Annotated in this window: 14 protein-coding genes; 10 read left to right on the plus strand and 4 right to left on the minus strand. The window is 60.4% G+C overall.

Annotation, left to right across the window (positions count from 1 at the left end):
- Window positions 1-396: 396 nt before the first annotated feature.
- The 3 genes from ACWJJK_RS14780 to ACWJJK_RS14790 form a co-directional block, all read right to left on the minus strand.
- On the minus strand, window positions 397-3,564 hold the full coding sequence (locus ACWJJK_RS14780) for a discoidin domain-containing protein (protein WP_454128240.1): 3,168 nt from the start codon (window positions 3,562-3,564) through the stop codon (window positions 397-399).
- Between the two features lie 42 nt (window positions 3,565-3,606).
- Complete coding sequence (locus tag ACWJJK_RS14785; RefSeq protein ID WP_077729254.1) at window positions 3,607-5,322, minus strand: ABC transporter ATP-binding protein/permease; 1,716 nt, start codon at window positions 5,320-5,322, stop codon at window positions 3,607-3,609.
- 412 nt (window positions 5,323-5,734) lie between these two features.
- Window positions 5,735-6,157: a hypothetical protein gene (locus ACWJJK_RS14790; protein ID WP_133716859.1), complete on the minus strand. Its 423-nt coding sequence runs from the start codon at window positions 6,155-6,157 to the stop codon at window positions 5,735-5,737.
- Between the two features lie 582 nt (window positions 6,158-6,739).
- Here ACWJJK_RS14790 and rpoD point away from each other — a divergent pair.
- The gene (gene rpoD, locus ACWJJK_RS14795; protein ID WP_280858449.1) at window positions 6,740-8,542 is read left to right on the plus strand and encodes an RNA polymerase sigma factor RpoD; all 1,803 of its coding nucleotides are present in this window, start codon (window positions 6,740-6,742) and stop codon (window positions 8,540-8,542) included.
- A 221-nt stretch (window positions 8,543-8,763) separates the two neighbouring features.
- Here the strand turns inward: rpoD and ACWJJK_RS14800 are convergent, their stop codons facing one another.
- Window positions 8,764-8,946 carry a hypothetical protein gene (locus tag ACWJJK_RS14800; RefSeq protein WP_434112139.1) on the minus strand — a complete coding sequence of 61 codons (183 nt, stop codon included), beginning with the start codon at window positions 8,944-8,946 and terminating at the stop codon, window positions 8,764-8,766.
- Between the two features lie 54 nt (window positions 8,947-9,000).
- Here ACWJJK_RS14800 and ACWJJK_RS14805 point away from each other — a divergent pair, with 54 nt between their 5' ends.
- The 9 genes from ACWJJK_RS14805 to csm3 all read left to right on the plus strand — a co-directional run bounded on the left by ACWJJK_RS14805 (window position 9,001) and on the right by csm3 (window position 21,230).
- Window positions 9,001-9,309 (plus strand): GYD domain-containing protein, encoded by a 309-nt coding sequence (locus tag ACWJJK_RS14805; RefSeq protein ID WP_077732654.1) that lies wholly within the window; start codon window positions 9,001-9,003, stop codon window positions 9,307-9,309.
- 320 nt (window positions 9,310-9,629) lie between these two features.
- Window positions 9,630-10,085, plus strand: a complete 456-nt coding sequence (locus ACWJJK_RS14810) for an archease (RefSeq protein ID WP_347258395.1) — start codon at window positions 9,630-9,632, stop codon at window positions 10,083-10,085.
- Between the two features lie 25 nt (window positions 10,086-10,110).
- Entirely contained in the window at window positions 10,111-11,541 is a 1,431-nt protein-coding gene (locus ACWJJK_RS14815; RefSeq protein WP_077732655.1) for an RtcB family protein, read from the plus strand.
- Window positions 11,542-11,986: 445 nt separating this feature from the next.
- Entirely contained in the window at window positions 11,987-14,812 is a 2,826-nt protein-coding gene (gene acnA / locus ACWJJK_RS14820) for an aconitate hydratase AcnA (RefSeq protein ID WP_434112137.1), read from the plus strand.
- Between the two features lie 348 nt (window positions 14,813-15,160).
- On the plus strand, window positions 15,161-16,123 hold the full coding sequence (cas6, locus tag ACWJJK_RS14825; protein ID WP_434112135.1) for a CRISPR system precrRNA processing endoribonuclease RAMP protein Cas6: 963 nt from the start codon (window positions 15,161-15,163) through the stop codon (window positions 16,121-16,123).
- A 78-nt stretch (window positions 16,124-16,201) separates the two neighbouring features.
- Entirely contained in the window at window positions 16,202-17,311 is a 1,110-nt protein-coding gene (gene csm6 / locus ACWJJK_RS14830; protein WP_434112133.1) for a CRISPR-associated ring nuclease Csm6, read from the plus strand.
- Window positions 17,312-17,327: 16 nt separating this feature from the next.
- Complete coding sequence (gene cas10, locus ACWJJK_RS14835) at window positions 17,328-19,991, plus strand: type III-A CRISPR-associated protein Cas10/Csm1 (protein ID WP_210023805.1); 2,664 nt, start codon at window positions 17,328-17,330, stop codon at window positions 19,989-19,991.
- A 12-nt stretch (window positions 19,992-20,003) separates the two neighbouring features.
- Window positions 20,004-20,498, plus strand: coding sequence for a type III-A CRISPR-associated protein Csm2 (gene csm2 / locus ACWJJK_RS14840; RefSeq protein ID WP_454128241.1), 495 nt, complete (start codon window positions 20,004-20,006; stop codon window positions 20,496-20,498).
- 15 nt (window positions 20,499-20,513) lie between these two features.
- Complete coding sequence (gene csm3, locus ACWJJK_RS14845) at window positions 20,514-21,230, plus strand: type III-A CRISPR-associated RAMP protein Csm3 (RefSeq protein ID WP_077732661.1); 717 nt, start codon at window positions 20,514-20,516, stop codon at window positions 21,228-21,230.
- Window positions 21,231-21,245 lie beyond the last annotated feature (15 nt).

Genomic DNA, 21,245 nt, shown 5'->3' on the forward strand with positions numbered 1-21,245 from the left:
GTCAACCGCTAACGGTTGCGTTCGGTATTATCCGACAACGGCATGCCAGCAGGATTTTCGAGCCTTACCATATTGCCAATCACTTACCAAGGAAAAAGCGGTCCGCGTAGGGTGGCGCTTCGCACTTCCTCGGGTACCAGAATGAACACTACGAAGGCAACGGTGGCCAGCAAAGACGTGGCGGATACCGCAAGGCCCACAAAGAAGAATCTGGCAAAGCAACTGATCTGTTGTTTAGACTCTAGAAGAAACATGCAAAAGACTCTTTTGTCAGTTACGTCGATGGTGATCATAGACCCGCTAGAGCACAAGAGTCGTCAGGAAACGGTCAGTTCTCGGTTACGATTCACCCGCAGTTCTTATCGGTGCAAGCGGCTCGACGTCGAAAGTCTCGGGTCAATAGCGGAAAACCACCTCGGCCGGAAGATCCCGAAGTAAGAATCGGCCATTGGTCAACGTCTGCGCCTTGCCGTTCACTTCGATCCGGCGCGGCGCCTGCGGCAGGGGCAAATCGATGATGATGTTTTCCGGCGGGATCGTCAGACCCTCATCGATCCGGATCCGGGTTTCGCCGGGGGCAGGCACTTCGGCATGATAACTCAGTATTCCATAGGACGTTTTCAGCCCCGCGACTCCCACGCCCCCCGCCGCTTCCACCCAATGGCGCGGCAAACCGGCACCGATCACCAGGCGCCGATCAGTCTCTTCGTAAGCAAACAGGGTCAGGAAAGCCTGGATGAATTCCGCCCCGATCCACGAATGAGGCATATCGCCGATGAAACGCGGCGAGAGGGGATCGCGCCAGACGATCTCGGCCCACTGATTCCACGCAGCCGGGCGTCTTCCTTGGAAAAGAAACTGTAGCGTCCTGAACGCCGCATCCCGTTTTCCGAGCCGAACCAGGGCGCCGACATTGCGGAATTCGTAAGGCGCATAGGCCTGCTCATCGAGCTCGCGTCTTATCCGGGCCTCGACATCGCCGGCATAACGACCGAAAGTCCGCTGAAAAACCGGAGCCAGGGGTCCCGTTGCCTCGCCGCCGATCGAAAGGGCGATCGCCGTGGAGGTCGGATCGTAGTCGCCGAGCTCCGCGGAACCGGGAACAAAGTCGATGCCGAACTTGCGTCGAGTCAAGCCGATCGAGCTGTGGACATCGGCGCGCAGAGCATCCCGCAATTCGGCATAGCGGGCCGCTCGTTCGCGATCGCCGACGGCGGCGGCCAATTGAGCGGCATCGTCAATGCCCCGGATTGCCCAGAAATCATCCCAGTAAGAATGGACCGGACGGGCCACATAGCCTTCGTGACTGGCCGATTCCGGTATGAGGCCGAAGAAACGAAAAGCTTCGCCTTTGGTGTATTCCTCGGTCAAGCGCTGCCGCCGCAGGGCGGCTAGGTAGTCGATGGTCCGCGTTATGCGGGACCACAAGCTCTTCAGGAACTCGAGGTCGCCGGTATAGCGGTAGTAATTGGCGATTGTGTAAACGAATTGACCGGCACTGTCATGCTCGATCATGGAGTCCGGACCCCACGGGTCCAGGCAGCAGGGAATCGCTCCGTCCGCCGTCTGATAGCCAGCGTACCAGCGGATAAACTCGCGCACCTCCGCCGCATGGCCGAAGGCCAGAAGCGTAGCGGAGGTAATCGCCCCATCCCGAATCCAGGTGCGGCCGTAGCGTCGCGAACCGGGCCGCAAGGCCTGTCCGTCGCGATGAACAAGAATATAGGCGAGATTGCTCTTCACGGTGCGGACAAAATCCTCCTCGGCCGGCGGCACCCGAAACGCGACCTGCCCCAGATCCCTCTCCCACTTTCGAACGATCTCGGTGTATTGCCTTTCCCAGAATTCGCCGGCATCCGCGCCATGTAGAAGTCTTTTCGGGCTGCCCGGCTTGCCTTTTGCGGGAAGCGCAAGATAAACATCCCGCGTTTCGCCAGGGGCGAGAACGAGCGGATAGCGGAGCACGCCGCTGGCCAATCCGTTCGCATCGGTTACTGCTTTCGCAGGCGGAACGGCGTCTCGAGCCAGATCCAGAGTGATCGGATAACCATCTAAGCTCGTGACGCCGGCTTGGGCGGCCGGCGTCAACGGCACGACGCGACGGTCGTCGCCCCGGAGAACGGCATTTTCGCATCCAAGCCTGTAGATACGCGAAACGCCGCCCATGGTATGCAGGGATTGCCACGGCGGATTCACCAGGAACGGGCGCACGGCGAGAAAAAGACTTGCTTTCACGGCCGCTCCAGTGTGGTTCTCGACTCGATAACGGGCAAGGATCGAACCTTTCGGATCATCGCTCGCCAGCGCGGTGACCGTGAGATAGAGCGGCCCTCGTTCCAAGCGCACCGAAGGAATCGGCAGATAGCCGCGTTCGAGAGAGGGCTTAGCGGTTCCGTCGGCCCAGCCATGGAGCCGTCCATCGACATAAAGAAAAGGCTCCACCGAAAACGCACCCTCGTCGACCTCGAGCATGCCGTCTTCGTTCAGAAGGGCTTCGCGTTCCTCACCTCGGCGTTCGGTTCCGGAACTGCCTATCACCGTCCAGTAGGTTTGCTCGCCCAAAAAATAACGGGGGTAAGCCCCCCTTTCGGAATCGCGGGCGATGCGTTCGAACATTCGGTTGGACGAAGAACTGAAGTCGATCGGCGCGACCTCGACGCGGCGAATTCCGAAACCCTTCCCGCGCCGGCTTTGCGCCAGGGAAAGCCGCACGAAACGGGACTCCGACTCAGGCATAGGAATGTAGTCGCGCCGGCCGTTGCCTTGGGTTACCGCATAAGCCCTGTGCCAATTTCGGCCGTCGTCGGAACGTTCGACCGAATACGCCGTGGCATAGTCCTCTGGGTGCCAATCGATGATCAATCCGCCGTACTCCCGGCGCTCGCGGAAGTCCAGAAGCAGCCACTGAGGTTCGCGGTTGCTCGCGCTATGCCATGCCGCTTCGGGGTGCTGATCCAGCAACCGCGCCGGTTCCAGCCCCGGAAGCGAACTCGACGCCGTCAAGAACGGCGATCCGGAATAAGCGCGCTGCGGCGGAAGCGGTTCGAGTCGCAGATCGTCGATCCAGAGCGTGCCGCGGCCTCCGGTTCCGCGCGCGATCACGAACTCGATAAGCCCTAGTTCCGCCAATTCTTTTTCGCCCGCCGGCCCCCAGGCAAACTCGAACCGGCGACGCTTGACGCGCAGCGTCTGCCAGGTTTTGGGGAAACGAAATTCGGGATCTCGGAAGCGCCAGACATTTTTGCCCGACCGGTCGACCAATCGGATCTCGAGAACGTTGGGCGGCGCGGTGCCGCGTAGGGCTAAAGTAACGGCGTAATTATCGGGCAGCGCAATCGGAAACGGCTTGTGGACGATGACTTCGCCGCCGCCCTTCCGGAAATCGAAGTCGATGCGCAAGGCCGATCCCTCCCGGCCCCGGTCCGGCGCCAATGATACTCGGGCTCCCTGCCCTGCGACGGTGCTCCAGCCCTCCACCCGTCCGAACCAGTCCAACACCTGTGCGGAATCGGCCGGCGCGGTTCCGGCTGCCGCGACAAGCATCAGAAATGCAATGAGTGCCAATCCGAGTCGGAACATAGCCGCCGAGGACAAATCGCTTCCATATTATTCTTCATCCTGAATCAACCGCCATTTCCATCCACCGTCTCCGGCGAGTTCGAGGACGGCATCGTAGTTCTCCAGCTTCTCGTCGGTGCCCCTTCGTCCTGTCGTCCATCGACTGAACGTGACATAAGTGATTTCGCTTTTCGAGAGCATCCTCAACAGCTGGCCGGCCTCGTCGGCCCGCATGGAAGTACTGATGCGATCCAGAAAGGCGAAACGCGGGGCGGCCAGCATGAGACGGGCAAAAGCCAATCGCTGTTGCTCCCGGAGCGAAAGCATGTGGTCCCAATCCCGCTCGACATCGAGCCCGCCGATACGCGCCAATATAGGCTCGAGATCCAAAGCGCGCAGCACGCCCAGTATTCGGTTTTCCGCGATCGATTCCTCTGTCCCGCTGCGAACGAGCAATTCCCGCAGCGTGCCCGGTGGAAGGTAGGGCCGTTCCGGAAGAAAGTAAATCTGATTGGACTCGGGTCGAACGATACGCCCCGTTCCGCTATCCCAGATACCGGCAGTGGCTCGGAACAATGCCACTTTGGCCTCCTCGCTCGGCCCGATGACCAAAACCCTGATTCCGGGCGAAATCGAGACGGTCAAATCCTTGATCAAGGGACGGCCATCGCTCGGCGACAGCACGTTCAGCCCCACATAAGCCACGTGCTCGCCTTCGCTAGTCTCGATGGCCGATCTTTCGGGCGCTCGAGCCCCGCTGATGGCCTCGGCCAACGAACCGAGCCGCGCGATCACCGCAGCGAACGAAGAAATCGATTGGAACTGCGTGACGATCAGCGAGAAGGCGCCCACCAAATGGGCGAAGGCTATCGCCGACTGAGTGATCACGCCGAACTCGACGCGCCCTTGAATGAAAAAAGGCGCCACGACGAGGGCGGGGATGATTTGGATCAGGTAGTTATAGCCCGTGGTAAAGAAATTAAGGTTCCGGTTCACCGTGATGATCCGCCGAAAATTTCCCGTCAAATCGTCAAGATGACGCAAGAGCCGGGCGCCAAGCCGCCGTTCGCGGTGCAGCAGCGCCACCGACGCGGCATTCTCCCGGACATGGATGAGATCGGCCCGGAAATTGGCTTCCTTATCGAGCTGGGCATAGTTCAATTCGACCAGCGTTCGGCCCAACACAATGGTCAGGTATGAACCGCCGGCGGCATACGCGATGGTAACGGCGAACAGGATCGGACTGATCGACCACATGACCCCTGAAAATGCCAATACGGTGAACGTGGCATTGAGGAGCATGAGTACGAAGGACAGCGTGGTTGCGGTAAATACCCTTATATCCTCGGCGATACGCTGGTCCGGATTGGTAATCTTCCCGGTTTCATCCAGACGGAAATAGGCCCTGCGCTCGAGGTAGTGGACGACCGCCAATCGCGTCAGCCACTCTCGCCACAGCAAACCGAGCCTTTCTTCGGTAAACCGGAAAATCGCCGCCACCGCCGAGGCCGCGACAAACACGCCGATCCAGAGAAGGGCCTGGCCAGTGAACGCGGACACGTTACGGTGTTCGATCGCCGTCATGAAATCCCGGCCGACGTAGCTGCTGACCACATTCAGGCCATTGACCGCGAACAGCAGGAGAATGAGCCCCGCGAACAGCCGCTTGGCCCGCCCGCCGACCTCGGAACCGGCGAAACTCTTGACCGAGCGGATAAATTGATCCCAAGTCTGCCGGTTGATCAGTACTTGTCGTCCATCCATCCGTTACGCTACCTGCTGGGGTTGGCCGCTGCCCCGGCGGCTCGAGCCGTGGGTGCCTAGTGGTTGCCGTTGAGTCGCCATGGTCATCCTTCCTTTGGTTCCGTTCGGTCCGAATCCATCCTGTCCAGGCCGGGTACCGCGACTGGCTTATCTATTAATCAGGCCCGTAAATACCCTCCTGGTCTTTCGGGCCGCCGCCCAGGCCGGTACACGCCCGGCCTGGGCTCACGCGGCTTGTCGCCGCGCCGGGGCATCCCTGCCCCGGATTAACCCGGCCTATATTTATAGGCCGGGTTAATAACGCCAGTGTGGAGCAAGGCCTTTTCCGTGGCAAGTTCGGACAAACGTGCTCCATGTTCTAGCACCGGGACCAAACGGGCGAAGATGGGGTATTCGACGATGCGCCCGCTATTCAATACGCCCAAGCTTCGATCTTGCCGTGTTTCGTGTAGACGGAGCCGGGCGACATCAGCCAGCCGGCGTGGTAAACGTGTCGGATTTCTTCCTCGGCCCCGTCTACCGTATTCTCACTCATCGGCATGCCCCATGAGGCATAAAGAGCGCATCGGCTCATGCCCTTTTGGATTCGCTTCTGCTCCACCAGTACCCATTCTTCCGGAGTAACCAAGTTTCGCCGCTCGATTTCATGCCTGTATTGATCTGCCCGGGAATTGGAAATGAACCAGGTAGCGTAAACCGCGTACCCGCGACAAACATCGAGATCGCTGAGACCGTTCAGACGGGCCGGATCGATCGCGCAACCGGAGACACCTATCATGGCCAGCACCAACGGGAGCCAACGAATGCCTATCGCATCGATCGGCCGGGCGCTCACTAGGGGCTCGCCTTCCGAGCTGAACGGTAAGGTAAGCATCTGGACGAATCTACGAGCATGGGTGCCTCGCCCGGAAAACTGAGGAAATTAAAACGACTGGCACTATTGTCTCCCCGATCGCGTCAAAGTTTATGTGTAGCCTTGTCGACGAGTCGCTATACCCGGCCACTGAACGCCCGATGAATTAGACCTTGTTTCAAATCCTCGGTTGCTGCGCGGCACTCGCGCCCCGCTCCGAACTCGCCCAATAGATACGGAACTTAAGCGCCCATGGGTAAGTCTATTGCATTGAAAAACCGACAGAACTTCTATAAAGACGGTCCTCTCCCACGGTACCGCGTTCATTCCGAAAGACTTCCCGGTCTATTGGAAAAGCAAGATCTAGCCTTATTTAAGGCCTAGCCGACCGAGCGAAGACGCTCACCCGTCGAGATAATCCGGAACGTCGGCAAGCGTGGAACCCGAATTCAATCCAACGGAACCTGTTTACAGATAGTGATCGATATTCGTCGGTTTTCTCAACGATTTCCATAAATAGACAAGTTTGAATTTTTTAGCAACATAGCTAGTACGACTACTCAGTTGATGAATCAAGAACAGCAGCAATTTCAGCTCGAAGAGCTCATCGCCAAGGGCAAAATCCAGGGCTACCTGACCTACACGGAGATCACCGACCATCTGCCCGACGACATGGCCGATCCGGATCAAATCGAAGATATCGTCGGCCTGATCGAGGATATCGGGATCGACGTGTACGAAGAGGCGCCTGACGCCGATCTGATTTCCGTGCCGGCGGTTGTCACCGAGGAGGATGAAGAGGAAACCGCAGCCGTCGCCGCAGTGCTGACCTCGGCGATCGATGCCGAACAAAAACGCACGTCCGATCCGGTACGCATATACATGCGTGAGATGGGGGCCGTGGATTTGCTCACCCGGAATGAGGAGTTGAGCATCGCCAAGCGGATCGAAGAGGGCCTGAACCAGGCGGCGCAGGAATTGGCGCGTTTTTTACCCGCCATGGACCATTTTCTCAAGGCTTTCGAAACCATCGAGCGGGGCGGCGTACGTCTGTCCGATCTGATTTCGGGTTTCGTCAGTCAGGTACCGCAGTCCGAAGAAGTTTCGCTCGACGCGGAATCGGACGCCGAGTTACCCGAGGAAACCGAAAGCAGTCCGGATTCCGTGCAAGTAAAGGAAAGACTGGCGGAATTCGCCAAGCGTTACGACACCGCGCTCAGCATGCTTCAAGAATTCGGCTACCGCCACGAGCACACGGAAAAAGCCTTCCAGGCTTTGACCGAGAGCTTCCTGGAATTCAAGAAAACGCCACAGTTTCTTAAGGAACTGACGGGAGTTTTACATAGCACCGTCGCCAAGATTCGCGAGCAGGAAAGATCGATCCAGGATATCTGCGTACACCAGGCAAAAATGCCTCGCGCGGAGTTTATCGATTCTTTCGTCGGAAACGAGACTTCTCCGGATTGGCTGCCGGAACAGTTGAAAAAGGACGCGCCTTTTGCCGAGCCGCTGGCGGCATTCGCCGACAGAATCGAACGAGCTCAAAACGAACTGGCCCGAATCGAACAAGCGACCGGACTTTCGATGGGTGACATCAAGGAGATGAACAGACGTGTCTCGATCGCTGAGAATCAGGCACAGCAAGCGAAAAAGGAGATGGTCGAGGCGAATCTGCGGCTGGTGATCTCCATTGCCAGGAAGTACACCAACCGGGGCCTACAATTTCCCGACCTGATCCAGGAAGGCAATATCGGCTTGATGAGAGCGGTGGACAAATTCGAATACCGACGCGGTTACAAGTTCTCCACTTATGCCACGTGGTGGATTCGCCAAGCGATCACGCGGGCCATCGCCGACCAGGCGCGTACCATTCGCATCCCGGTCCATATGATCGAAACGATCAACAAGCTGAACCGGATCTCGCGCCAAATGTTGCAAGAGCTGGGCCGCGACCCAACGGTGGAGGAACTGGCGGAGCGCATGGACCTGTCCGAGGACAAAGTGCGGGCGATACTCAAGATCACCCGAGAGCCCGTTTCGATGGCAACCCCCATCGGCGACGACGGGGACACCCATCTGAGCGATCTGATCGAAGACCCTTATGCCACGTCGCCGGTCGAGTCGGCGACGACTTCGGGCTTACGCGAAACAACCCGGAAAGCCTTGGCCGGTCTGCCCGAGCGGGAAGCCGAAGTCCTGCGCATGCGTTTCGGCATCGATATGAGCACCGACCATACCCTCGAGGAAGTCGGGAGACAGTTCGACATCACCCGCGAGCGCATCCGCCAGATCGAGGTGAAAGCACTGCGCAAGCTACGTCAATCCTCGGGTTCCGAACCGCTACGCAGCTTCCTCGATTTGGGCTGATAAGGATAGTTGTCGGCAAGGGACTGCCGCCCGGCCACCGCCCCTTTCATCGGCGAGCGGTGGATTTTATCCTCGTAGCGCCGGGCGCCGGTTACGGGGATCTCCTTACTTGACAGCGTCTCGGGGCTGGCGCATTTTCTATTTTTGCCGATAGAACTTACGCAAATCCGCTGCTTGTCTCCTCTCCCTCCGAGAGAGGGTCAAAGTGAGGGAGTTGAAAATCAGGGAAGGTTTTCTTTTTTCGATTCCGCCATGCTCGCCTTCTCTGAACGTCCCTCTTCTTCCAATCGCAAACGTCGCTTCAGTAGCGACTTTTCCCAAAGGGCGAAAGGTTCAAAGGTTCCGTTCTTCTTACGGAAGAAAGAGGCAGGAATCGAAAAATGACGAGAGCGATCAAACTGCACAAGCTCTGATCGAAACGCTTTGGATTTTCCAATCTCCAGAGAAGGAGGTATACGATGGCCACTTATGTATTGCTGACTACCTTAACGTCCGAAGGCCGGCAGACTCTGCACAAGAATCCCGACCGGATAGTGGAAGTGAACAAAGAAATCGAGCAATTCGGGTGCAAAGTTCTTACCCAATATGCCCTCCTTGGGGCTCACGATTTCTTGACCATCATAGAGGCGCCAGACAATGAGACTGCCGCTCATCTTGCGGTCGATTTGGGTTCGCGCGGCTCGGTCATTCCCATGACCTTGCCAGCCATGCACATCGACGATTTCATCAAGAAGCTCAAAGGGCCGAAGCAAATGGGGCATGGTTAAGAGCCCACTGAGCAATTCGGACGGCCTGCGAACGCTCGATCGGCCCCGCCGCGCCGCCGAAACCCGTTTTGAAGGAAGGACTTCCGAGTTGTCGTGGCGTCCGAGAACCGAATTTTTTCGGCGCCACGATCAACCAAAGATTTCCGGATAATTCCATCGTTCCTAAGGGTCCCAATATAAGTTGGGCACTGTGCAGATCGATCGGCCAATCAAGAACCAGCGAAACAGGCCATTCCGCGTTCATCCGCTTTCGCAAGGCCGACGAATCTACCGGAAAGCCTTCAGGCGCGACGATTCCAAATCCCGTCAAGAGGCAAGTCATGAGCACCGAAACCGGCCAATTGCAACCCGCAACCGATGCGTCCAGTTGGGAGCATTTTCCGCACATGGCCGACATGGGCGTGCGCGGCCGAGGCGCTACGATCGAAAAAGCTTTCGCTCACGCCGCTGAAGCGCTGAACGCCGTCATCTGCGATCCCGTCCAGGTCGGAACCACGACGCCGGTCGAAATCCGTTGCGAAGCGCCCGACATAGAATCGCTGCTGGTGGACTGGCTGAATGCACTCGTTTATGAAATGGCGGTGCGCCAGATGGTATTCGGCCGCTTCGACGTCAGTATCGACGGTTCCGCCTTGCACGCCACCGCCTGGGGCGAACCCGTCGAACGGGAACGCCACCACCCCGCGGTTGAGGTCAAGGGCGCCACGTACACCGAGCTCAAAGTCTATCGGGATGAAAACGGCGTTTGGATAGCGCAATGTGTCGTAGACGTGTAAAGCATCAGTCAAGAGAGGGTCGACGATGGATATCAATCGCCTGACGCGGCTATCCGAATTCGCCTGGCGCATCGAGCCGGTGAACGGTATGCGGGTGCCGGTCATCATTTATGCCGATGAAACCTTGATCGGCGACATGGATGAAAAAGTCAGGGAGCAGGCTGTGAACGTTACCATGCTGCCGGGTATCGTCGGCGCGTGCTACGCCATGCCGGACGCCCATTGGGGTTACGGCTTTCCGATCGGCGGCGTGGCCGCGTTCGATGCCGAGCAGGGTGGCGTCGTCTCGGCCGGAGGCGTGGGTTTCGACATCTCATGCGGGGTTAGAACCCTGCATACCGGTCTTAAACGCGAACAAGTGGACCCGCTCAAAAAGGAACTCGTCGATGCTCTGTACGCCACCGTACCGGTCGGCGTCGGCAGCCGCGGCCATATCCGCCTCGATCACGCTCAAATGGACGAAATGCTGTCCGGCGGCGCCGAGTGGGCGGTTCGGCAAGGCTATGGCCGCCCCGAAGATCTGGAGAGGATCGAAGAGCGCGGCCGGATGGCGGGCGCCAAGCCGGACGCCGTGTCCGTTCACGCCAAGGAGCGACAGCGAGCGGAGATGGGGACGCTGGGTTCGGGCAACCACTATCTCGAAGTGCAGGAAGTCAGCGAGATTTACGATCCGGCCATCGCCGCATCGTTCGGCCTGGCGACAGGCGACGTGGTGGTCACCATCCACTGCGGTTCCAGAGGCTTGGGCCACCAGATCGGCACCGACTTTCTCAAGCGCATGCAGGCGGCCGCGGTGCAATACGGCATCGCCCTGCCCGACCGGGAATTGGCCTGCGCTCCGATCGAATCGCCGGTCGGTCGGGAATACCTCGGCGCGATGCGCGCCGCGATCAATTGCGCGCTGGCGAACCGGCAGATCATCACGCATCTGACCCGCAAGGTGTTTGCGGAAATCCTGCCCGAAGCCCGGCTCGATTTGCTTTACGACGTTTCGCACAACACCTGCAAAGTAGAAGAGCACCTGATACAAGGCCGGAAAAAGCGGGTCTACGTCCATCGCAAAGGCGCGACGCGGGCTTTCGGTCCGGGCCATCCGGATTTGCCGAAAGTGTTTCGCGAGACCGGACAGCCGGTTTTGATCGGCGGTTCGATGGGAACGGCGTCCTACATCCTGTCGGGCACTGCGAGCGGCGAAACCTTGTCGTTCGCCTCCGCCTGCCACGGCGCCGGGCGAGCCATGAGCCGCCACCAGGCCGTGCGCACCTGGGGCGGCCGAGAGGTGGTCGACGAACTGGCCGCGCGCGGCATCATCGTGCGCAGCCCCTCGTGGCGCGGAGTCGCCGAAGAAGCGCCGGGCGCCTACAAAGACGTGCACGACGTCGTGATAGCCGCGGATAGAGCCGGGCTCGCGCGCCTGGTGGCCAAGGTCACGCCGATGGCTTGCATCAAGGGGTAACCGGCGCTTCCCTTTTTGCAGCTGGACTAAGAGCCTATCTCAGTAGGCTCTTAGCGCGTTTTTCATCCCGGTGTACGGCTTCGTGTCGGGTGGGAGGAACGTAGGTCGGCAATCCCTTGCCGACTTATCGGCTCGGCAAAGGATTTTGTTGGAAGGGGCGTCCTGGCGCTCCCAGAACGGCCGTTTTGCGATTGGAAGGGTCGCGACTGAAGCGACCGTTTGCGATTGGAAGGGTCGCAACTGAAGCGACCGTTTGCGATTGGAAGGGTCATTCGGGCGCTCCAATCGCAAACGACCTGGCCGGGAGCGCCGGCCAGCCCCTTCCCCGGATGACCGTTTGCGATTGGGAAGGGATTGCCGACCTACCTATCGGGCCCTCTGACACCGAATCGGAAAATGCTCTAAGGCTCCACGGCTGGTAACGGCTTGAAAACGGGAGACTCGAATGAAAAACAGCTTCAGCGCCCGCTCGACGCTTCGTATCGGCGGCCGCGAATACGCGATATACCGGCTGGACGCCGCGGGCGACGTGAACCGCCTGCCGTACAGCCTCCGCATTCTGCTGGAAAACCTGCTGCGCAACGAGGACGGTGTGACCGTCACCCGCGAGGATATCGAAGCCCTAGCGGGGTGGAATCCCAAGAATCCGCCGGACCGCGAGATCGCCTTCTCGCCGGCGCGAGCCCTCCTCCAGGACTTCACCGGCGTGCCGGCCCTCGTGGACCTGGCCGCCATGCGCGACGCCATGGCCGAACTGGGCGGCGACCCGGCCAGGATCAATCCGCTCATCCCGGTCGAACTGGTCATCGACCACTCGGTCCAGGTGGACGCCTTCGGCACACCCGAGGCGTTCGAGAAAAACGTCGAGCTCGATTACCGCCGCAACGTCGAGCGCTACGCCTTTCTGCGCTGGGGCCAGCAGGCCTTCGACAACTTCAAGGTGGTACCGCCCAATACCGGCATTTGCCATCAGGTGAACCTCGAATATCTGGCGCGCGTCGTTTTCTCCACCGACGAGAATCCCGAACTCCCTCGCAACGGCGGACTCCCCCTGGCCTATCCCGACACCTGCGTCGGCACCGACTCCCACACGCCCATGGTCAACGGTTTGAGCGTGCTGGCCTGGGGCGTGGGCGGCATCGAAGCCGAGGCCGTCATGCTGGGGCAGCCCGTTTCCATGCTCATTCCCGAAGTGATCGGCTTTCGATTGGAGGGTGAGCTGCCGGCAGGCGTTACCGCGACCGATCTGGTGCTGACCATCGCCGAGATGCTCCGGAAGAAAGGCGTGGTCGGCAAATTCGTCGAATTCTACGGTCCCGGCGTCGCCGCTCTCAGGCTGGAAGACCGCGCCACCATCGGCAATATGACGCCGGAGTACGGGGCGACCTGCGCGATATTCCCGCCCGACGACGAAACCCTCCGCTATCTGCGTTTCACCGGCCGTCCCGAGGAACGGATCGCGCTGGCGGAGGCCTACCTGAAAGAACAAGGGCTCTTCCATAACCCCGACGCGCCCGAGCCCATCTTCACCGATACCCTGGCGCTGGATCTCGGCAAGGTACAGCCCAGCGTCGCGGGCCCCAAGCGTCCGCAGGACCGCATCAGCCTCCCCGACGTGAAGCGGGTCTTCCACGAAACGCTCCCGTCGCTTCTTCCGGCCGCGAAGAAACCTGCGGAATCGCACTCGCCAGAGCCTGAGCTCCGCATCGATCACGGCTCGGTGGTGATCGCCGCCATCACCAGCTGCACCAACACATCCAACCCTTCGGTCATGATCGCGGCGGGGCTTCTGGCCAAGAAGGCCTGCGAATACGGGCTAACGCGAAAACCCTGGGTGAAAACCTCATTGGCGCCGGGCTCCAAGGTCGTGACGGAATATTTCCGCCAGGCCGGTCTGACGAAATACCTCGATCAACTGGGCTTTCAGACCGTCGCCTACGGCTGCACCACCTGCATCGGCAATTCCGGGCCGCTGCCGCCCGAGATTTCGGAGCAGATCCGGGAGCGCGGGCTGGTGGCTTGTTCGGTGCTCTCCGGAAACCGCAATTTCGAGGGGCGCATCAACCCCGAAGTGCGCGCCAATTTCCTGATGTCGCCTCCGCTGGTCGTGGCGTTCGCCATCGCCGGCCGGATCGACTGGGACCCGCACCGGGAGCCGATCGGCACGGGCAAGGACGGCAGTCCCGTTTTTCTCAAGGACATTTGGCCGACCGAGGAGGAAATCAGAGAGACGATACGCACGGCCATCCGTTCCGACATGTACCGCGCGAGCTACGGTCAAGTGTACGAAGGCGACCGGCGCTGGAAATCCATGCCCATTCCTTCGGCAGACCGCTTCGCCTGGGACGAGAACTCCACCTACGTCCGCCAGCCGCCGTACTTCCAGGGAATGCAGGCAGAGGCACCGAAGAGCGTGGAAGATATCCGCGGCGCGAGGGCCATCGCCCTGCTCGGCGATTCGGTCACGACCGACCACATCTCGCCGGCCGGAAGCATCCAGAAGGACTCGCCGGCCGGAAAATACCTGATCGGGCACGGCGTGGAACCGCAAGACTTCAACTCCTACGGCTCGCGGCGAGGCAACCACGAGGTCATGGTGCGCGGCACCTTCGCCAATGTCCGCATCAAGAACCGTCTCGCGCCGGGAACCGAGGGCGGCTACAGCACCTATTTCCCGGAAAACGCCGTCATGACCATCTACGACGCGGCGGTGCGCTACCAGCAGGACGGCACGCCGCTCTGCATCCTGGCGGGAAAAGAATACGGCTCGGGCTCGTCCCGCGACTGGGCGGCTAAAGGACCTTTTTTGCAGGGGATTCGGTTCGTCCTCGCCGAGAGCTACGAGCGCATTCACCGATCCAATCTGGTCGGGATGGGCATCCTTCCCCTCCAGTTCCGGGACGGCGAGAACGTCGAATCGCTGGGCTTAGGCGGCCGCGAGACCTTCGCCGTGCTCGGGCTCGGAGAGGCCATAGCCACCCGCTTCGCCAACGGCCGCGACGTAACCGTACAGGCCACGGACGAAAACGGGCGAATCAAAGAATTCCACGCAACGATCCGCATCGATACCCCGCAGGAGATGCTGTACTACCTGAACGGCGGCATCCTCCAGTATGTTCTCCGCCAGCTCCTGGCCGGAAAAAAAGCCGAGACCATCTTCGATGCGATGACGACCGCCCCCCGGCCGGCGCCGCAAACGCCGCCGTCCGAGGGTATGGTCGACGAAGGCTCCAAAGACTCCTTCCCGGCGAGCGATCCGCCTGCTTATTGAACCGAATCCGGAGGATGCGGCGAGCAAAGCGAGCCGCCCTTCGACTTCGCTCAGGACAGGCATCATTCGCGGATGCCATCGGTGCGGCTCATGCCGGACCTCCTTGTCCGGCACCCTACGGGCTCCGTGCAAACCGGCTATCCTGCCGGTTTGTCGTTCCTCACCGCGCCCTACAGGTCGTAGGATGCGGTGAGCGAAGCGAACCGCCCTTCGACCTGGCTCAGGACAGGCATCGATCGAGGGCCGACCGGCGCGGATCGTTCGAAGACTTCGCAAGCTTGCCGAATCTTTCCTAAACTAGGCGAACGGTATGTACTGAACGCCCAGCAACAAAAACAAGAAAGCCTCATGTCCTCCGCCCGCCAACTCCCGTCGCTGCCCCTGGCAGTGTTCCGCTGTCATTTCGAAACCACCGAACCGCTCCGCCTGCCCGCCTACGCCGGCTCCGCCTGGCGCGGCGCCTTCGGCCACGCGCTCAAGCGCACCGTGTGCGTGGTTCGGGGGACGGAATGCCCTTCCTGCCTTCTCTACCGAAGCTGCGTCTACCCTTACGTCTTCGAAACCCCGCCTCCGCCCGACAGCGAAAAAATGCGCCGCTACACCACGGCGCCGCATCCCTTCGCGCTGCGCATAGACCCGCGACAAAACGGCTCGCCCTATGCATTGGGCTTGACACTGTTCGGACGCGCCGACCGTCATCTTCCCTACTTCATCCATGCCCTGGACCAGGCTGGAAAAGCAGGACTCAGTCGCGCTTCGCAAGCTTTCGAACTGATCAAAGTGGAGCAGGCCGATGCACCGGAGAATCCGATCGTCTACGAACCCGGCCAGCCCTTGAGGATGACGCCCGGCCGGACGCCGGCCATACCCGCCCTCCCCGAGCGCTTCGAAATCCGGATCGAGACCCCGCTCCGGCTGAAACGCGAGGACCATCTGGTGACGCCCGCGCAGTTCGGTTTCGGCGACCTGTTCGGGCATCTGCTGCGGCGGCTGTCCATGCTGAGCTACTTCCACACCGATACGCCGCTGGAGGTCGACTTCGCCGCCCTCGCACAGGCCTCGCGAAACGTGCCGGTGCATGAGCCCAAGCTCCGCTGGCACGACTGGACCCGCTATTCCTCGCGCCAACAAACCGCGATGCAAATGGGCGGACTGCTCGGCCGGTTCGAGCTGCGCGGCGAAGATGTCGAGACCTTCTGGCCCTATCTCTGGCTCGGCCAATGGACCCACGTCGGCAAGGGCGCCACCATGGGTCTGGGCCGCTACCGGATTCGCGCCGCAAGCTTGCCGGAAACCCTGGCCGACGCTTGACGGAGGCACACTGTAGACCGAAGGACAGGGACGCCAAGGACGGCAGCTCAACCGTTCACCCGACCGACTGCAACACAAATGACTTACCCTCGGCGAATTTTGCTCGTCATCACCGGCTTGACGCCTCAAGTCGTGACCGAAACCCTGTTTGCCTTATGGCAAGAGGCGCCCGAAACGCTTCCGACCGAGATCCACGTCATCTCCACAGCCGAAGGCGTGGAGCGGGCGCGCCTGACACTGTTCAGCGATGAGCCGGGCTGGTTTCATCGTCTGTGCAAGGACTACCGGCTGCCGCCGATCCGGTTCGGCGCGGATAGCCTGCACACCCTGACCGACGGCGACGGACGCCCCCTGACCGACATCCGTAGCGGCGAGGACAACACGGCGGCGGCCGACGGCATCACCGAGTGGGTGCGGCGGCTCACCGAGGACGACGACACCCAGTTGCACGTGTCTCTCGCAGGCGGCCGCAAAACCCTCGGCTTCTTCGCCGGCTACGCGCTGTCGTTGTACGGACGCCCGCAGGATCGTCTGTCGCACGTCCTGGTCGACGCGCCGTTCGAGTCGCACCCCGACTTTTTCTATCCTACGCCGTATTCCCATGTGATCTACGCCTATCGGTCCGACCAGAAGCCGCTCGACACCCAAAACGCCGCCGTCACCCTGGCCGACATCCCCTTCGTGCGACTCCGCCACGGCCTGCGCGAGGCGCTGCTCAAAGGCCGCAGCAGCTTCTCGGCGGCGGTGCGCGCCGCCCAAACGACCCTGGGACCCGCGCGCCTCGACATCGATCTCTCGGCACGCACCGTAACCGCCGGCGGCATCGCCATCCCCTTTCCGCCCGCCGAACTAGCCTTCTATGCCTGGCTCGCCCGGCGCGCGCAGCGGGAACTGCCGCCCCTCCCCTGCCCGCCCGACGGCGCACCGGACCGCGACTACGCCGAAGGTTTCCTGGCCGAATACCGCGCCATCATCGGCGAACTCGGCGACGATGACCGGGTGTTTGCGGGGCTCAAGCACGGCATGGACAAAAATTACTTCGAGCGGCGCAAGAGCCGGGGCAACCGGATGCTGCGGGACGCCCTGGGGGCGGGTGCCACCGCTTATCAGATCAAGGGTTTCGGCCGACGCCCCAGAACGGCGTATGGCCTGAGCCTGTCGGCCCATCAGATTGGATTTTGTGCTTGATTCAGAGGAGACCCGGATGAATTCCGAACGATTGGAAGCCTCGGCCCGCGTGGCCCTGGCAGCGTTTCTGCATGATTTGGGGAAGTTCGCGGAGCGTGCGTCACCGGATGTCGATGGCACCGTGCTGGAAACCCACCTGCAACTCTATTGCCCGCGTCACGAAAGGCCGGGCGGAGGATTCTGGTACAGCCACAAACATGCGGCCTATACCGCCCTCGCGGTCGACTGGCTGGAGAACGAAGGCTTGCCGCCGCTCAAGGGGTGGGCCATGGCGCCGTTCGCCGACTGGAAATCCCGCGACGTCGACGACTCGCTGGTCAACGCCGCCGCAAAGCATCACCAGCCGCAAACCTTCCTGCAATGGATCATCGCCACCGCCGACCGGGTGGCCTCGGGATTCGAGCGGGAGCAATTCGAGAACTACAACCGCGCCGAGGAAAAGACCTCCACCGGCAAGAACCATTACCAGGCGCGCCTGCTGAGCTTGTTCGAGCAGATCCGGCTGGAATCGGACTCCCCCGACCGATTCGCCTATCGCTATCCGTTGCGCCCCCTCAGTCCCGAAAGCCTGTTTCCGGAAAAGCGCGAGACTAGCGAACCGGACAACGATACCGCGGCGCAACGGGAATATGCCGCTCTCTGGGACGGCTTCAGGAAAAGTCTTGACGCCATACCCGAATCGCACCGCCATAGCCTGCCCTTGTGGCTGGATCATTTCGACACCCTTTGGCAGACCTACACCCACGCGATCCCGTCGGCCACGGCTTTCAACGTCAAGCCGGAAGTGCCGCTGTACGATCACTCCAAGACCACGGCAGCCCTGGCCGTGGCGCTATGGCGCTATCACGCCGATCAAGGCCACCCCCCCGCCGAACGCCTGGCGCGGCTGCGCGGCCGGGACGATTGGGACGAACCGAAATTCCTGCTGGTGCAGGGCGATTTCTTCGGCATCCAGAAATTCATCTTTGCCGGCGGCGGCGAGACCAAGAAGAACGCCGCCAAGTTGCTGCGCGGCCGTTCGTTCTATGTCTCGCTGATTACCGAATGCGCGGCGCTCAAGGTGCTGGACGAGTTGCAATTGCCCTCCACCAGCCAGATAACCAACGCTGCCGGAAAGTTCCTCATCGTCGCGCCCAATACCGATGAAACCAGAACCCGTCTCGCCGAAGTCCAGAAAACTTTCGACACGTGGTTCTTGAAACACAGCTACGGAGAAGCCGGACTCGGCCTGGCTTTCGAACCGGCCTGCTGCAACGACTTTCTCGGCGGGAAGGAAGGCGAAAGCCGCTTTGCCGCGCTCATGAAGAAGCTGCATCGAAATCTGGAGCGGACGAAATACGAGCATTTCGGTTTATGCGGCGGGAACGCTCCGAAACCCGTGTTCGAAGACTATCTCGACGATTTCGATAACGAGCTTGGCGCTTGCGCCGTCAACGACCGCGCGCCGGCGAAAGTCGAGAGGAACGACGTTCCTCTTAGCCGGCTCGCGGCGGACCAGATCCGGGCCGGCGAATTGCTGGTGAAGTGCGAAAGGCTGATTCTCAGCATCGCGAAGCTGCAGGACAACCGCACGCTGGACCTGCCGATCTTCGGCTATTACGTACACTTCACCGGCAACGAGGAAGCGTCCGGGCGCTTTGGCGGGGAAGTCAAGAACGGCAATATCCGGCGGCTGTTCGATTTTTCGCTGCCCGATCCGAACCCCGCCCGGCCGCTTTGGAACGGCTACGCGCGGCGCAACATTCGCGGCTACGTGCCGGTATTCGAAGACCTGGAATGGAAAGATCCGCGGTACGACCGGATTCAAAGCAACTTGAAAGACGAGGACGAGCCCGCCGCCGAGGATCTGAAAACCCTGCACCACATCGCCTGCGAAGACCTGGACGAACGCCGGGAATTTCGCGGCGTGACGGCTCTGCATACCCTAAAAGGCGACATCGACGACCTCGGCGCCATTTTCCAGCGAGGATTGAGGCAGCCGACCTTCGCCAAGATGGCGGCACTGTCGCGGCAGGTGAACAATTTCTTCGCCGTCTATCTGCCCTGGCTATGCCGGACGGAATACCGGAACAGCTATACAGTGTTCGCCGGCGGCGACGATTTCTTCCTGATCGGTCCTTGGAAAAGCCAGGTGGAGCTGGCCCATCGGATGCGCCGGGAATTCGGGCGCTACGTCGCGGAAAACCCGGAACTCCATTTCTCGGCCGGCCTCGCCGTGACCAAGCCGGCGGTGCCTATCCATTACCTTGCCGAAGGCAGCGAGGATGCATTGGAAGACGCCAAGAAGCACCGCCGCGGCGACGAAGAAATACCGGGCAAGAACGCCCTCACCTGCTTCGGACAAACCGTCGGATGGGAAGAGATGGACGCTCTGTGGGCATGTTATGAACGGCTGGCCGGGTTGGCGGGGGAATACCGGCTTTCCACCGCCTATCTCTATGGCTTGCTCGGGCTAGCGGATATGGCCGAAGGCATGGCGACGGACCCGTCCAAAACCCGGTGGCGCTCTTATCTGTATTACCGGACGTGGCGCATGGTGAAAAGCGAAAGGAAGCAGAGTGCGGAAGAGCAAACGGCCATGCACAACCGAATCGTCGCCGAAATCGAATCCGGCATTCGTCACTACGGGGCGGCTTACAAGATCGCCCTGCATTTGTATCTGTATCAACAACGTGACTAAAGGGGGGAAGCCATGAACTATTACGACAGAAGCAGGCCGCAGCAAGGCGGCGGCAGACAAAATCAGGATACGGGGCCGTCAAGGGAACTGGAAGAAATCCTGAAGCAGATCGACGTCGCGAACCCGAGCGGAGACTTGTTCGACGCGATCGCCGAACGCGCGGCCGAGGAAATCGCGAAATCGGCAAAAGCGGGCAAGAGAGACAAGAACAAATCCACCCAGCTCCGCCGCTTCTACGACGAGATTGTCATGTGGGACCAGCGGATACGCCAGCTGAAGGAGGACGAGCGAACCAGGATTTACGGCACCCAATACCTTCCACTCATCAAGATGCTCAACGCCAAGGCGGCCTATGCGGAGTCCCGCGAACTGATAGACCAGAATTTTCTGACGCTACTGCGGCATGGCCTGCGTCAGCTCGAACCGGATAAGCCCGAAGCATTCAAGAACTTCAAATTGTTCATGGAAGCCTTCATAGGTTTCTACAAGCTATACGGTCCGAAATAACCAGGGGAAACGCTCATGCAACTCAAAGCCATCAACCAGATCAGCGGCGAAATCAAACTCCTGACCGGCCTACGCATCGGCGCCGGCAACGAAGAAATGCACATCGGCGGGATGGACAACCCCGTCATCAAGCATCCCTATACCCAGGAACCCTACATTCCCGGCTCCAGCCTCAAGGGCAAGATGCGCAGCCTGCTGGAATGGCGCGCGGGTATCGTCGCGCTTTGCAAGGACAAGAAAGGCAATCCGGGCAAGCCGGTTTCCGTGGAACATTTGAAGGACATGAACGAGCGTCAGCGCCGAGATGCCGAAGCCATCATCCGCCTTTTCGGCATTTCCGGCGACGCCGGAGACGCGGCGGAAAAATACGGCCCGACCCGCATGGCGTTCTGGGACTGCAATCTGACCGAGGAACATCGGCAATTCGTTCGTGACAATAACTATCTCTACACCGAAGCCAAGAGCGAAAACAGCATCAACCGCATCACCGGCGTGGCCGATAATCCCCGCCAAACGGAGCGTGTTCCGGCGGGAGCGAAATTCACCTTCAGGCTTAACCTGAAGGTGCTGGACGAAAACGATACCGACCTGCTGGACCTGGTGAAAATCGGCCTCAAAATGCTGACGCTCGACGGCATCGGCGGGTCCGGTTCGCGCGGATATGGCAAGATTGAGTTCGACGGTCTAACGCTCAACGGGCAGGCATTCGATTTGCCCGAAACGCTATTTTGAATTGGAGGCGATCCG

Source organism: Methylocaldum gracile (assembly GCF_053646815.1).